At 67.5% G+C, this 14,160-nt stretch carries 13 protein-coding genes; 6 read left to right on the forward strand and 7 right to left on the reverse strand.

Annotated elements, in window-relative coordinates:
* Positions 1-86: 86 nt before the first annotated feature.
* From P3H15_RS17000 to P3H15_RS17025, 6 genes are all read right to left on the reverse strand, one after another.
* Positions 87-668, reverse strand: coding sequence for a hypothetical protein (locus P3H15_RS17000; RefSeq protein WP_276138320.1), 582 nt, complete (start codon positions 666-668; stop codon positions 87-89).
* Complete coding sequence (locus tag P3H15_RS17005; protein WP_276138321.1) at positions 650-796, reverse strand: hypothetical protein; 147 nt, start codon at positions 794-796, stop codon at positions 650-652. The genes P3H15_RS17000 and P3H15_RS17005 overlap by 19 nt, the downstream gene beginning before the upstream one ends.
* A gap of 194 nt (positions 797-990) precedes the next feature.
* The gene (locus P3H15_RS17010; RefSeq protein ID WP_276138322.1) at positions 991-1,281 is read right to left on the reverse strand and encodes a BMC domain-containing protein; all 291 of its coding nucleotides are present in this window, start codon (positions 1,279-1,281) and stop codon (positions 991-993) included.
* A gap of 140 nt (positions 1,282-1,421) precedes the next feature.
* Entirely contained in the window at positions 1,422-2,231 is an 810-nt protein-coding gene (surE, locus tag P3H15_RS17015) for a 5'/3'-nucleotidase SurE (protein WP_276138323.1), read from the reverse strand.
* Entirely contained in the window at positions 2,228-3,193 is a 966-nt protein-coding gene (locus P3H15_RS17020) for an HAD family hydrolase (protein ID WP_276138324.1), read from the reverse strand. Before P3H15_RS17020 ends, surE begins: the two co-directional genes overlap by 4 nt.
* Before the next feature lie 2 nt (positions 3,194-3,195).
* Complete coding sequence (locus P3H15_RS17025; RefSeq protein WP_219469124.1) at positions 3,196-4,191, reverse strand: hypothetical protein; 996 nt, start codon at positions 4,189-4,191, stop codon at positions 3,196-3,198.
* Between the two features lie 264 nt (positions 4,192-4,455).
* On the opposite strand from P3H15_RS17025, the gene P3H15_RS17030 reads away from it, so the two are divergent.
* The 6 genes from P3H15_RS17030 to P3H15_RS17055 all read left to right on the forward strand — a co-directional run bounded on the left by P3H15_RS17030 (position 4,456) and on the right by P3H15_RS17055 (position 11,445).
* Positions 4,456-4,746 carry a EutN/CcmL family microcompartment protein gene (locus P3H15_RS17030; RefSeq protein ID WP_276138325.1) on the forward strand — a complete coding sequence of 97 codons (291 nt, stop codon included), beginning with the start codon at positions 4,456-4,458 and terminating at the stop codon, positions 4,744-4,746.
* Between the two features lie 71 nt (positions 4,747-4,817).
* Positions 4,818-5,141: a BMC domain-containing protein gene (locus tag P3H15_RS17035; RefSeq protein ID WP_276138326.1), complete on the forward strand. Its 324-nt coding sequence runs from the start codon at positions 4,818-4,820 to the stop codon at positions 5,139-5,141.
* Between the two features lie 75 nt (positions 5,142-5,216).
* On the forward strand, positions 5,217-6,593 hold the full coding sequence (locus P3H15_RS17040; RefSeq protein WP_276138327.1) for an aldehyde dehydrogenase family protein: 1,377 nt from the start codon (positions 5,217-5,219) through the stop codon (positions 6,591-6,593).
* A gap of 240 nt (positions 6,594-6,833) precedes the next feature.
* Positions 6,834-8,153, forward strand: a complete 1,320-nt coding sequence (locus P3H15_RS17045) for a malate dehydrogenase (RefSeq protein WP_276138328.1) — start codon at positions 6,834-6,836, stop codon at positions 8,151-8,153.
* Entirely contained in the window at positions 8,150-9,187 is a 1,038-nt protein-coding gene (locus P3H15_RS17050) for an alcohol dehydrogenase catalytic domain-containing protein (RefSeq protein ID WP_276138329.1), read from the forward strand. The genes P3H15_RS17045 and P3H15_RS17050 overlap by 4 nt, the downstream gene beginning before the upstream one ends.
* A 23-nt stretch (positions 9,188-9,210) precedes the next feature.
* Positions 9,211-11,445, forward strand: coding sequence for a helix-turn-helix domain-containing protein (locus P3H15_RS17055; RefSeq protein WP_276138330.1), 2,235 nt, complete (start codon positions 9,211-9,213; stop codon positions 11,443-11,445).
* A 195-nt stretch (positions 11,446-11,640) separates the two neighbouring features.
* Here the strand turns inward: P3H15_RS17055 and P3H15_RS17060 are convergent, their stop codons facing one another.
* The gene (locus P3H15_RS17060; protein WP_276138331.1) at positions 11,641-14,148 is read right to left on the reverse strand and encodes a pyruvate, phosphate dikinase; all 2,508 of its coding nucleotides are present in this window, start codon (positions 14,146-14,148) and stop codon (positions 11,641-11,643) included.
* Between the last annotated feature and the right edge of the window lie 12 nt (positions 14,149-14,160).

Consider the following 14,160-nt stretch of genomic DNA (forward strand, 5'->3'; position numbering starts at 1 on the left):
GACTGACCCGGATCGGCTCGAGCTACGACCTGTGTCATGGCTTCCTCGATCACGCTGGGCTTTCCTTGTGATCTGAGCTCACTCAATTACCGAAAGATCATTAATACCGCAGAACCCGAGCCCGGGCAAAACGCGTATCGATCAATCAGGACGAGCAACTCTGTGTCGGGATACCTCATCTCCGGTAACGGGCGAGCGGCAGCCAACGCAGCATCGACGGTAGTGATTACCTCCCGCAACTCGTCGAGCTTCGCGTACGTGGTGTGCGGGGTGTCAAGAGATTCGGTGAGGTACTCGACGATATCGGCCAACCATAACCGTGGATCCCGATCTGCCCGCCCACCACGACATACCCCGACGAGCCGACACCACTCGACCAACTCCACACGCACATGCGAATGCCGTACTGCCCTGTTGAGCATTCGAGTGACCTGAGTGGCGTCGATGCCCGCATCGATCTCGCCACCCCAACCATTGACACTCGGCGCTACCGCGCGCTGCAGGATCAGCACCAACGCGAAATTGGCGAAGACATCTCCGCGCCACCACCACAACGTTTCCGCAATCACCGCATCGACGGAACAGTCGACACCATCCATCCGCTGTGCCGATACAGCACCCAGCATCCAGCCTCGCGGGCCACCCGTCGTCACGACCGGATCGCCCATACCGCCACAGCGAGCGCCGCCCCGAGCCCGGCCACCGTCACGCACCCCCACACCACACTGCCGAACGTGCGACCCACCATCAGACCCATCGGCGCGGCGACCACCACCAACAGGGCGCCGACAAGCATTCGTCCTGGAACTTCCCGACCACCCACTCAATCAACATAACAGTCCAGACGGTATGTTTAGCGTGCTACCCCGCGCGGCTGCGCGCTCACGGACGTGTACACCCCAGGAACGACGGACCATCGCGACGCGCACTCTGGCCGGTGTCGTGCACACCGGTACTCGTGGTGCCGGGACCGGTCCGCGATCTGGGGCGCTACCCGATTGTGGGAATTGCTGCGGCCAACACATCCTCGGTTTCGTCGTGGGGGCGTGCGATCACGTGTGATGTCGCCATCTCTCCTGTATGCCGTGCCGCCGCCACCCCGGCGTCGACCGCGGCCTGGACCGCGCCGACATCAGCGCGGACCATTACCGTCACCTGTCCGTTGCGCAGAGTCCTGTAGCCGACGAGGTCGACGTTGGCCGCTTTGACCATGGTGTCGGCAGCCTCGATGGCTCCGACCAAGCCCACCGTTTCGATCAATCCAACTGCACCGGAACTCATTGTCTAACCTCCATATTCATCAGATGTGCCTGTGCCGCTTTCCTTGCCAACGGGACTTGAAGATGGCAGTTGCGACGCTGTTTCGCCGGGAACAGGGACCGAGTCGACTCGCGTCGTCTGCATTGCGGTCCATGTTCGTGTCACGGGCGGACCTGACTGATCCAGTCGATGGACGAGTCTCCGTTCAGGTGCAGCAGCGACAGTGTGGGATGCCCCCGGCGCACCATTTCGATGTCGGAGCCTTCGACGATGTCGATTGTGGGTTCGAGCAACTCCGCCACCGGCAGCGCATCGGCGCGCCGATCGAAGTCGGCGATGAACGGCAGCAGGGTCGGCGCGGTGCCAGCGAGGGTCCACGACGCGGCGACCAGAGGTCGCACTTCCTCACTGGGTAGGTTGGGCACGTTGAGGTTGAATACGGATCCGGCGTCCGCGGTCATGATGTTCGGCAAGATGTCGCCGACCACCGCGGCGGCGGTGGTCCAGTGCCGGGCAGGTCCGTGCTCCATCGGTTGGTCGATTTCGAAGTCCAGGTGCAGCGATGCCGCCAGCGCAGTCACGCCGTGCGCGCCGGCGACCACTGCCGCGCCGGCGGTGCCCGAATGCAGCACCGCTGAACCAAGGTTCGAGCCCTCATTGATCCCGGACAGGACCAGGTCGGGCACCGGGCCGAACCGGCCGAGCACCGCCGCGAGTGCGATCATGCCCGGATGCGCCGCCACGGAGTAGGCCTCGACCCCCGGGAGACCCGGTAGCCGTCGATGGCGTACCTCGATGCGCTCGTCGACCAGGAACATCGTCAGACCACCGGCGCTGCCGCTGGCCTGACGATGGGGAGCGGCGACCGTGACGTCGTACCCCTGGTCACATGCGGTGTGCGCGAGGGCAAGCAGACCTGGGGCGTCGATCCCATCGTCGTTGGTGACCAGCACGTGTGGTCGTTGCGTCATGGCATCGCCAATCTCACCGCGAGCAGCAATTCGTTGTCCGCGCCGAATTTGGCGCCGTTCACTGATGGCGCTCCCTCGGGCACGGGGAGCACGGTGGTGTGCGCCTGCGCGGCCTGCGGCTGGTGTGGAGTGATCCGTGCCTGTAGTGCCTTCGCTCCGGCGACTCGGCGTTGCACCCGCGGCGGCACCGTCGCGGAAGGTGTCTGCGACGAGGACGCCGCGACGGTCTGTGGCGCCGGGCACGCACAGGCCGACGCCTCGGTCGCGCTGGAGAACAGGTGCGCCAAGATTTCCTGCGGCCAGATCGCGACGAATTCCGCGCCTGCAGCGAGCAGTTGCTCTTCGGTGTGCATGCCCCAGGCGACCCCGACCGCCCGGATTCCGGCTTTCACTGCCGCTTCGACGTCACCGACGGTGTCGGTGATGATGGCGGTCCCCCCCGCGGGGACCGCGCCGCCGGCCGCCGATTCGTCGTAGAACGCCTGGCAACGCCGACCGGAGCCTTGCGCGGCGTCGCCGAGGAACCGCTGGATTCCCTTGGCCTTGTCGGGTTCGACGTCACCGCCGAACACGTGCCCGAAGCAGTACTCGAGCGTATTCTTCCGCAGGATTCTGCGGATCACTTCGGTGGAGTTCGATGACAGAACGGCCAGTGTCGCATGCGGCACCAGCGCTTTCACGACGTCGACCATGCCGGGGATCATCAGGGGGGCGTAGTCGGCGCCGAGGCTGCGCATGAAATCTTCCTCGACGACCCGCGCGTGCTCGGCGTCGCGGCAGAGACCGCGCAGGGAGACGAAGAAGTTGTCGGCGAACATCTCGTAGAACTGCTCGGGTGTTGCGATCCCGAGACGGTGTGCGGCACTGACCTTTTCGAAGACTCGCCAGGATGCCTCGCGGGTCTGCACGAGGGTGCCGTCGAGGTCGAAGATCACCGCCTGCGGCGGCTCCGGTCGGCACATGGTCAGCGGCCGGTCGCGTCGGAGGCGCTGTAGATCTTGCACAGCTGCTGGGGGCCGATGAAGTCCTGGATCTCGCCCCACCCGCGGTGCGATCCGGAACGCCATTCGGCGAGTACGTTGTATCCGACCGTGCCGGGTCCGGCCTGCCAGGGGAAGCTCGTCCGTCCGAAGCCCTGGAGTTCGTACTCCCGGCCCTCGCTGTCGGTGAGTTCGAGTTCGACCGATTTCGCGAAGAACCCTTCCCGGATGGTGCGGCCGCGGCCGGCGGCCAACCCGTACAGCTCGCCCTTGTCGACGACGTAGCCGTGCTCGAGGGTGAGTTCGGTGGCGGCGTCGGGGCCGCCGGTGGGGTCGAAGTCGAAGATGCCGTGGATGGCGAAGTCCTTGGAGAAGTGCGCGTGCAGCCAGCTCATGGTGTGGCCCTGGTGCTCCGAGCGCAGACCCCAGCTGTGGTCCATCGTCGAGACGCAGTCGACGGCGTACTTCTTGCCGCGCAGGTTCACCTCGCCCTCGAAATGACCGGATTGGTCGAAGTGGCCGGCGTAGGCCTCGCCCCACGCGAACACGCCGTCGTCGGCCTGCTTGGCGACGATCGGGTCCTGCTTGGGGTCATGGATGTCGAAGGCGTCGGCGATCGCGGTGTAGCGGAAGGCCAGCGAGACGTCGTCACCGTTGTCGAACTCGACGTCCCACACCCGGTTGGGTTCGCGGCAGACCACGTGCAGGCCGTTGTTCAACCGGTAGTCGCGCAGGTTGCGCGGCTCCGGGATGGGCAGGTGGTGCTGGGCGTCCCAGTACTCGGCCTGCCAGGGCGCCTCCACGAACTTCGAGTTCATGGCGATCGTGGAGATCGCGACGCCCGCGTTCGGGCGGAACAGCGCATAGACGCCGACGTTCAGGGTGGCTTCCGGGATGTAGAAGCCGAAGAAGTTCGTCTCCGTCCATGTGGGATCGTCGCTGGTGGGGGTGTGGAAATCGGCGTCGATGTCTTCGATCATCTGACTCTCCTAGGCTCTGGCGGTTGCCGCACGGTCTGATTACCCGGCGCGGTCCTCGTCACCGCACACCTTGCCGAACCCGAGATACCCCCGCCACATCCTTGCGGGATAACTGCCCGGCTCAGAGCTGTCGCTCAGGGATAACGCCCTGGTGGGGTGTGCCGCCGTAGCGTCCTCCTCGATGCACTCCCGGGTCACTGGGGTGAGCGGGAGTGCATCGATCCCGTTCGTTTTCGGTGACCAGAAAAGAAGGCGGTCCTGTCGGTGAGACTTGCACGTGTTGTCGGCCAGGTGGTGTCCACCGCCAAGGTTTCCGAATTGTCCGGAACCACGATTCTGGTCGTCGAGGATATCGGCACCGATTCCGGCAGCGAGGACAGGCGGTCGTATGCGGCCGTCGACCTCGTCGGGGCCGGGCAGGAAGAAATCGTTCTCGTCGTGTCCGGCAGCGCGGCCCGAGTGGACCCGGCCACCACCGGTGTCCCGGTGGACCAGGCGATCGTCGCGATCGCGGACACGATCGTCACTCACGGTGAGGTGACCTACTCGAAATGACCACACGAACTGACGCAGTGCGCAAGGCACCCGTTGATCTACCCAGCAAGAACGCAAATGGAGGAAAGACCATGGCAACCACTCAGACCACCCTGCCCGCTCGTGGCGCCGGAGCCCTCGGCCTGATCGAGACCAAGGGTCTCGTCGGGGCGATCGAGGCCGCGGACGCGATGGTCAAGGCGGCCAACGTGCAGCTCCTCGGTCACCGGGAGATCGGCGGCGGTTTGGTCACCGTGATGGTCCGCGGCGATGTCGGCGCGGTCAAGGCCGCAACCGACGCCGGCGCGGTCGCTGCCGGCAAGGCAGGAGAGGTCGTCTCCGTGCACGTCATTCCGCGTCCGCACGACGAGACCGAGGGTGTGCTGTCGCACCTGGCTCGCCCCAAGGGCGCGTGAGAGTCGACCGCGATCGGGGCGCAGCACACACAGAGTCGTCTGCGCCCCGGACCGAGCCAGGGAAGGTGAAAGACCGTGACAGCAACGCTTGATGCGGACCTAGCGGCGCTGGTTGACGTCCGCGCGCAGGTTTCCGCCACGAAGAAGGCCTTCGATGCCATCGAAGGGGCCGACCAGCAGTGGCTCGACAACATCGTTCGGGCGATGGCGAAGGCGGGTTACGCCGCCTCCGAGGAACTCGCCCGGATGGCGGTCGACGAGACCGGGTACGGCGTATACGAGAACAAGATCATCAAGAACCGCTTCAACACCGGCTTCGTGGCCGACTGGATGCTCGAGCGGCGCGCAGTCGGCGTGCTCTGGGCCGACGAGGAGAACAAGGTCACCGCGGTCGGGTCTCCGATGGGTGTGATCGCGGCGATCATCCCCGTCACCAATCCCACCGCCACGGTGTTGTTCAAGTCGCTGGCGGCGGTCAAGGCCGGAAACGCCGTGGTCCACGCCCCACACCCGAGGGCGGCGCGCTGCTCGGTCCGAGCGGCGGAGATCATGGCGGAGGCCGCGGTGCGAGCCGGCGCCCCGGAAAGTCTGGTTTCCTGCCTGCAGCAGCCCACCCTCGAGGCGACCCGGGAACTGATGCGGCACGGCGACATCCGTCTGGTTCTCGCCACCGGTGGTCCCGCGATGGTCGCGGCCGCGTACTCGAGCGGCAAACCGACGATTGCGGTCGGTGCCGGCAATGTCCCCGCCTACGTCGACTCGACGGTCACCGACCTCGCCGAGACGGCGACGATGATCGTGACCTCGAAATCCTTCGACAACGGCACCGCCTGCGTCGCCGAGCAATCCGTCGTGGTCGCCGAACCTGTCGCCGACCGATTCGTCGCCGAACTCTCCCGCGCCGGCGCCGCCTGGCTGACCCCCGATCAGCAGGCCGCCTTGACCAGGACCCTGTTCGACGAACGCGGCGGACTGCGCGCGAACGCGGTGGGCCAGTCCGCGATCCGGCTGGCCGAGCTGTCCGGGTTCACCGTCCCGGCGACGACGAAGGTGCTGGCCGCCGAGATGACCGAGGTCGGTGACCACGTACTGCTCTCCCGCGAGATTCTCGGCCCGGTCCTGACCATTTACCGGGAGCCGGACTACCAGGCCGGGTGGCGGCGGTGCCGGGAGATCCTGGCACTGGGCGGCGAAGGCCATACCGTGGCCGTGCACAGCGCCGACCCGACGGTGGTGGCCAAGTTCGGTGAGCTGCCGGCCGGCCGCATCGTCGTCAACACGCCCGCCCTCTTCGGTGGGATGGGGTACTCGACGAATGTCGATCCGTCCTTCCAGATCGGCACCGGGACGTGGAGCGGGTCGATCTGCTCGGACAACGTCACCCCGCTGCACCTGGTGAACATCAAGCGCATCGCGCACGAGGCCCGGCCGTGGCGTGGAGTGTTCGACTGATGTCCTTCGACAAGGTCGCGCAGACACTCGAGCAGGCGCATCAGCGCATCCGTTCCGCCCGAACGGATCACAAGGGTGATCTGCGCACCGGCATCGACCTCGGCACCGCCACCTGCGTGATCACCGTGGTCGATGCGTCGGTCGACTGTTCCTGGCCGGAAGTGAAAGCGAGGTCGCCACCGCCCGCGATGCCGCGGTCGCCGCGCTCGAATCACTCGAAGGGACCGAGGAGGCTCGGCGATGACCGTCTTCGGTGTCGACGCGGTCCAGTCCGCCGGGACCGGCGAGCTGGTGGTCGGCGCGAAGGACATCGTCACTCCGCTCGCACGGGAATTGGCCCGCGAACGCGGTGTGACAATCATTGTCGCTACCGCCCACGCGGCCACTCCCCCAGCCGCACCGGCGAACGCGAACGGCTCGACCCTCCCGTCCCCGGCCCCGGTGACCCCGGTGTTCACCCCGCCCACCTCCAACGGATCGCGCACTCCCCCGCCGCCGCTCAAGCCGCCGGCCCCGGCGCTGTACCGGCGCGGGGCGCCGCTGCATCCCGCTGTCACCCCCGCCGCCCTGCAGCAGCCCCGCACCCGGCGCCCCCAGTTGACCGGTCCGGCGAAATCGGTCGGACGGGTGGTCGTGGTCGGCGCCGGGCACGTCGGGATGATCACCGCGATGAAGCTCGCCGAGGCGAATGTCATCGAGGAAGTCGTCCTCGTCGACATCGCCGAAGGACTGGCGGCGGGGATCGCATTGGATCTGACCCATTCGACCGCGCTGCTCGGCTTCGACACCAAGATCCGCGGCGTCACCAGTCTCGCCGACGCCGGACCCGCCGACTACGTGGTCATCACCGCCGGGCGGGCTCGCCAGCCCGGGATGAGCCGGACCGATCTCGTGGAGGTGAATGCCGGCATCGTCGGTGCACTCGCCCGCGAGGCGGCCGCGATCTCACCCCAGACGGTGTTGCTGGTGGTGACCAATCCGCTCGACGAGATGACCCACCACGCATGGCAGGCCTCCGGGCTGCCCGCCGACCGGGTGATCGGCATGGCCGGGGTCCTCGACAGCTCACGCTTTCAGGCCTTGGCCGGGTTGGCCGCCGACTCCCCCGCGTCGGCGGTGAAGGCGCTCGCTCTGGGCAGCCACGGCGATGAGATGGTCATCCCGCTCTCGCAGGCCCGAGTGGCGGGCTCGGCGATCGCCCAGGCGCTGCCGAACACGCAGGTCACCGCACTGGTCGACCGGGCACGCAACTCCGGCGCCGAGATCGTCGGGCTCCTCAAGTCCGGGAGCGCGTTCTTCGCTCCCGGCGCCTCCGCCGCCCGCATGGTGTTGGCGATGGCCACCGATTCCGACGAGATCCTCGCGGCCACCGTGCGTGTCCGAGGCCAGTACGGCATCACGGACGGGTACGTCGGGCTTCCGGCCAGGTTGGGTCGTCACGGCCTACGCGAGATCGTCGAGCTGCCACTGACGCCGGACGAGCTGACCGCGGTGCGCACGGCCGCCACCAAGATTTCCGAGCGGGTGGCCGACCTCGAGCGAGTGACGGCCGCGTCATGAGAGCGGTGGTGTTCGCCGGAGTCGGTGCCGTCGAGGTCTCGAACGTCCCCGACCCGGTCCTGATCGACCCGACCGACGCGCTGGTCAAGGTGCATCGGGCAGCGATCTGCGGAACTGATCTGCACACGATCAGCCACCCCGACGGCATGTCCCGCGGCGCGATACTCGGACACGAGTTCACCGGCACCGTGGTGGCGGTCGGATCGGCGGTGCGCACCTTCGCCACCGGTGACCGGGTCAGCGGCGCCGACTTCACCGCGTGCGGGCACTGCTGGTGGTGCCGACACGGCAATCACTGGGAATGCGGTCAGCGCCAGTTCTTCGGCACCGGAGAGGCGTTCGGCCCCGCGCTGGCCGGAGCCCAGGCCGAGATCGTCCGCGTGCCGCACGCCGATGTCGTGCTGCATCCCATCGCCGACGGAGTCTCCGACGAGGCCACGTTGTTCTTCGGGGACGTGCTGGCCACCGGGTATGCGGCGGTCCAACGCTGCGACATCGCACCCGGGGACACCGTCGCGGTCATCGGTGGCGGGCCGGTCGGGCAACTGACCAGCCTCGCCGCGCAGGCCTGCGCCGCCGGGCCGGTCGTGTTGGTCGAGCCGGTCGCGGAGCGGCGAGCGATCGCCCAAAAACACGGCGCGCTGGTTGCGACCCCGCAGGAGGCTCGCCCCCTCCTCGACGCCCTGACCGACGGGCGCGGTGCGGACGCCGTCATCGAGGCCGTCGGCGGCCCCCGCGGGCTCGACACCGCGTTCGGGTTGGTGCGCCGCCGCGGCACCGTCGTCTCGGTCGGGGTGCATCAGCAATCGACCTGGCCGCTGCCGGTGGCCCGGGCGTTCGCCGACGAGCTGACACTGCGCTTTGCGATCGGAAACGCGATCCGCGACCGTGACCAGCTGGCTGGTTTGGTGGCCTCCGGGGCGATCGACCCGACCGTCATCATCGACCTGCGCGTCGGCCTGGACGACGCGCCCGCCGCGTACGACGCGATGACCGAGCGCCGTACGCTGAAGGCAGTCATCGACGTGTCCTAGACACACGAACCGGCGAGGCGGAAATGGACGACCCCAGCAGCTCTCAGCGGTCCCGCGAGGCCACCCCGTTCGGCACGGTGCTGAACGGGGTGTTTCCCGTCGAGCGACTTCGGGAACTCCTGGCGACCTTGCCCGACACTGCTGTCGAGGCCGCCGAAGCGGTCGTGACCACGTTCGGTAGCGGCATCCCGGTTACCGTCTTCCACCGCCACGACCTCGACTGGTCCGTCCTCGCCGGGGTGGAGTCCCACGCCGACCAGACCCAGTTGACCGCGCTCGAATGCGCCGCCGGCCCGCTCATGTCGCGCGCGGCCACCGTCGGGACCGTCGCCGTCGTCCTCGGCCCGGCCGTCCCGGACGAGGTGGTCGCGGCACACCGCATCCTGCTGGCCCAGCTGTGTGTCTGGATCGACTTGTCCGCTCAGGCCCATGCTTCCACCGAGGAGTTTGCAGCCCTCGACGACGAGGCCGAGGTCATGCGCACCGTGGCGCACCAGATCCTCAGCGCCCAGGACCTCGACCAGGTGCTGCTCAACATCACCACCCAGACCTTGCGGATGTCCGAATCGGACATTTGTGGCGTGTTTCTGCGGGAGGGCGACGAGCTGCGGATGCGCAGCTGTGTCGGCCACCGGGTGGTCGACACCGCCCGTTTGCGTATGAAGAAGGGTCAAGGCGTGGCCGGACTCGTCTTCGAAACCGGGAAGGTCGCCAAGATCGATAGCTACCTTCAGGATTCGACGATCAGCACCGACTTCATGTCCCTCGCCGAACAGGAGGCGACCCGGTCGGCGCTGGCGGTGCCCCTGATCGTGCACGGAGACATGATCGGTGTCCTGGAGGTGTGGCGGCGCCGCTACTCCTCGTTCACCGAGCGTGACGTTCGCCGGTTGGTGGCGCTGGCAGACCTCGCCACCATCGCCATCGAGAACGGCCGCCTCTACGACACCCAGCGGGCCACCGTCGACGAACTCGACAACACCCGCATTTCCCTGGAACGACAACTCCGTCTGCTCAACCGCTCGTCCACCCTGCAGCATTCCCTCATCGAGATCGTGCTCGCCAATTCCGCCGTCACCAGCTCCGTCGCCCGCACCGTCGGAACCGAACTGGGCTGCGAAGTTGCCATCATCTCCGACACCGGCGAAATCGAGGCCACCTTTCCTCGCACGTTCGACACCGCCGATCTGCTCGACGACGTGGCCGACCGAAACGGTGTCCTCCCGCAACGGGCGACCAAGCTCGTCGCCCGTGATGGTCGCACCATCTGGGCCCACCCGGTCATCGCCGCCGAAAATCAATACGGCGCCGTATGTTTGATCGGAGGAACCGAGGACGCCGAGATCATGGAGGTCGCGTGCGGGCAGGCCGCCATGGTCTGTTCGCTCACCCAGCTCCAGCAGCGCGCGGCCAGCGCCGCGCGCGCCGAGGCGCTCGACCAGCTGCTCTGGGACCTGATGGAAGGAACCACGGAACAACGCTCCGCCGCCCGCAGCCGCACCCACCAAATGGGGATCCGGCTGAAGGGTTTTCACCGGGTCGTCTACGGGGTGCTCGAGAACACCGACACCATCGCCGCCCAGGAGGGGTGGACCACCTCCGTCGCGGACACCCTACGGCGCAACGTTCTCCACGGAGTGCGCGGCTGCACCAGCCCCGCGCCGCTGACACTCGCCAGTGTGCGCGGCAACTGGATCGTGGCCCTCGCCCCGATCAAGGACCGCGAACGCGCCCGCGCCCTCCTGGACGAATTGAACAAGGTCACTGCACAGTGCCATCCGGACCTGCGCATCACCTGGGGGGTCAGTTCCGCACGCAGTGATCCGGGAGACTATCCGGCGGCATTCGGTGAAGCGAAGACCGCGCACGCCGCCTCCCGTCGGCTGGGGACGGTGTCGTTGTACGACGAACTCGGGATCGTTCGACTGCTGTTGGGCAGCAGCGATAATCCCGACCTGCAGGGGTTCATCAAAGAGGTGACCGAGCCGCTGCTCCAGTACGACCAGCAGTCCGACGGGTCCCTCCTCAAGACCCTCCGCACCTTCTTCGATGCCAACTGCTCACAAAAGGATGCCGCCGAGCGGCTCTTCGTCCACCCCAAGACCCTCGCCTACCGGCTCGAGCTGATCCGCAAACTCACCAACCTGGATCTGTCGCAACACTCGGATCGGATGCGCGCCGACCTGGCGCTGCGCCTGCTGCAGGTCACCGAGGCGGTCAGCGAACTGGATTCGCCACCGCCGCCCCCGGACAGCTGAGAGTGGTGTGTGGTGACCCCGACCCGGGTTTTCACCACACACCACCCGTCGCCGGTTGGATCTGCGCTCGCACTGTGTTTCTCGAATTGCACAGCCCCCGCGCCGCCCCCGGCCTGCCCGGCGTGCAACGCAGGAGGGTGGTGCGCGGTGACCTGTGATCGGTCACCGCGTACCACCCTCAGAACGGCCGCCGGGCTAGTTCTGGCCCTCTCGTTGGCCCAGGGCCAGGATCGAGGGGCGTACCTCGTCGCCGTCGACGCCGAAGCGGGTGAATCCGCGCTGTCGCAGGGACTGCACCAGTTCCGCCGAGACCGGTCCGCTCAACCGGATTCCCACCCGGCGCCCGGGGTCGCGGGCAAGGACCGCGGCGACGGTGTCCACCAGCGCGCCGACCTGATCGTCGATCTCGACGCGCGGATCGACCGCAATCAGTCCTCGCCGTAGATACGAATCGAGCGGCTCGCTGGTCAGCAGATGCCGCGCCGAGATACCGGCCACGGCCGCCTGCAGCACCCGCAGTTCGATCCACACGACATCACTGTGCTCGGTGATGGCGTCGATGGAGGCGATACCGCGCGGGCTGGTGAGATACCCGCCGATCTCCACCCGGCCGGCTTCGGGCAGGCTGTCGCGTAGCGCGTTCAACGCGGCGATCTCACCGCCGTCTGCGATCTTGCGGACGGTGAAGTGCACGCGCAGCTCGGAGTCCGCGTTCTGCAGGGCCGTGGCGATGCCACGCAGCTGTGCGGACAGGATTTCCTCGGACCCGAGCGGCAACGCCAATTCCGGATGCGCGATGAACAACTCGGCCGTGCGCAGCAGTTCGCTGGATTCGTCGGCGTGGAAGTCGATCGCCCGCACCCCGAACTCGGGCACGCCGGCGTCGGCGAACAGCTTCGAGAACTCGGTGGCCACCGCAGCCTCGAGGGCTGCACTGGCATCGCTGATCTCGCCCTCGCGCAGCGTGGAAATGATTCCGTCGAGGTGCCCGGTGGTGGCCAGGACATCGTCGATTCCCGCCACCAGCCCGGTCGCGCCGCGGGCGAGCGCCTGACGTGCCTGATCGGGGGTTGTCGCCCGGGCGAACACCTGTGCGCCGGCGCGTTCGCGTGCCAGTTCGAGCAGACCCGAGAGACGGTCGTCTTCGGCCGCCGGTTCACTGAGCTCGATCTCACCGGCGATCACCTCACCCGACGAACCGTCGAGGGAGACGACATCGCCGATGGTCAGGGTCTTGCCGGCTACCCGCATGGTGCCCGCGGCGGGGTCGATATCCAGTGCTCCGCAACCGACGACGCAGGTGGTGCCCAGGGCGCGCGCCACCACGGCGGCGTGGCTGGTCGACCCGCCCGTGGCGGTGAGGATGCCGTCCGCGGCGATCATGCCGTGCAGATCGGTCGGGCTGGTCACCGGCCGCGCCAGGATGACCGTCTTGCCCTCCTTGACCGCCTGCTGCGCGGCGTCGGAGTCGAAGTACAGCTCGCCGACCACGTGCCCGGGGGCCGCGCCGACACCGGTGGCCAGCAGCCGCCCGTCCTCGCGGGCGCGGGCGTAGGCATCGGGGTCGAAGCCCGGGCGCTGCACCTGGCGGATCTGTTCGAGGGTCAGCGTCGACAGGGCACCCGAGGTGGTCACGACCTGCTCGGCGAGCAGGTCGGCCGCAATCCGGATCGCGGCCTGCGCGGTGCGCTTGGCGCTGCGGACCTGCAACATGTACAAGATGCCGCGCTCGACGGTGAACTCGATGTCGAGGACGTCGCCACGACGGCGTTCGAGTTCGGCGCACGTGGTTTCCAACTCGGTGTACACGTGCGGAAGTCGATCGCGTAGCGCGGTGACCGGGTCCGGGGTGCGGATGCCGGCGACGACGTCCTCCCCCTGGCTGGCGGCCAGGAACTCACCGAACAGCCCCGGCTCGCCGGTGACGGGGTTGCGGGTGAACACCACACCGGAGCCGGAGTCCTGGTCGAGGTTGCCGAAGACCATCGACTGCACGACGACCGCGGTACCGAGGTCGTTCGGGATCTTGTGCACCTCACGGTATTTCACGGCGCGCCGGGTGTTCCAGGACCGGAAGACGGCCTCCACGGCGCCGACCAGCTGCGCGCGGGGGTCACTGGGCACCTCGTCGTCGAGTTCGTCGCGCAGCAAGGCCTGGCAATGCTCCCACACCCGGTCGTAGACGGAGCCGGGCTCGCTGTCGGCCTCCACGCCGTCGATCAACGCAGTGAGATCGTCGCGGTCGGGCGTCTCGAGCGCCCCCATCACCGTTTCGGCGTACATGCCGTGGAACCGGAACAGCACGTCCGCCATGAAGCGGGTGTCGCCGGTGACGTCGGCCAGCGCGACCGCCGCATCCCGGCCGAGGCCGAGGTTGAGGACGGTGTCCATCATCCCCGGCATGGACACCGGTGCTCCCGAACGCACCGACAGCAGCAGCGGGAAGGGGCCGCCGCCGAAGGTCTTGCCTGTCGCCTGTTCGAGCTCGCTCAGGCGGCCGTGGATTTCCTCGATCAGGTCCTCGGTCATGGAACCGTGCTCGAGGTAGTCGTGACAGGCCGACGTGGAAATGACGTACCCGCCGGGCACGTTCAGCCCTTCCTGGGTCATTTCGACCAGGCCGTAGCCCTTGCCGCCCAGAATATTCCGGTCAATTTCACCTGGTTCGCTGAACGCGCGTGTCAGTCCAGTCGTAACAGTCACAGAGCTCACCTT

The sequence above is a fragment of the Rhodococcus sp. T2V genome (genome assembly GCF_029269925.1).
Taxonomy (GTDB): Bacteria; Actinomycetota; Actinomycetes; order Mycobacteriales; family Mycobacteriaceae; genus Rhodococcus_F; species Rhodococcus_F koreensis.

Coding starts and splice junctions, on each gene's coding strand:
- P3H15_RS17000 (WP_276138320.1), bottom strand. CDS start 668: ATGGGCGATCCGGTCGTGACGACGGGTGGCCCGCGAGGCTGGATGCTG.
- surE (WP_276138323.1), bottom strand. CDS start 2,231: ATGACGCAACGACCACACGTGCTGGTCACCAACGACGATGGGATCGAC.
- P3H15_RS17020 (WP_276138324.1), bottom strand. CDS start 3,193: ATGTGCCGACCGGAGCCGCCGCAGGCGGTGATCTTCGACCTCGACGGC.
- P3H15_RS17045 (WP_276138328.1), top strand. CDS start 6,834: ATGACCGTCTTCGGTGTCGACGCGGTCCAGTCCGCCGGGACCGGCGAG.
- P3H15_RS17050 (WP_276138329.1), top strand. CDS start 8,150: ATGAGAGCGGTGGTGTTCGCCGGAGTCGGTGCCGTCGAGGTCTCGAAC.
- P3H15_RS17005 (WP_276138321.1), bottom strand. CDS start 796: ATGCTTGTCGGCGCCCTGTTGGTGGTGGTCGCCGCGCCGATGGGTCTG.
- P3H15_RS17055 (WP_276138330.1), top strand. CDS start 9,211: ATGGACGACCCCAGCAGCTCTCAGCGGTCCCGCGAGGCCACCCCGTTC.
- P3H15_RS17025 (WP_219469124.1), bottom strand. CDS start 4,191: ATGATCGAAGACATCGACGCCGATTTCCACACCCCCACCAGCGACGAT.
- P3H15_RS17010 (WP_276138322.1), bottom strand. CDS start 1,281: ATGAGTTCCGGTGCAGTTGGATTGATCGAAACGGTGGGCTTGGTCGGA.
- P3H15_RS17035 (WP_276138326.1), top strand. CDS start 4,818: ATGGCAACCACTCAGACCACCCTGCCCGCTCGTGGCGCCGGAGCCCTC.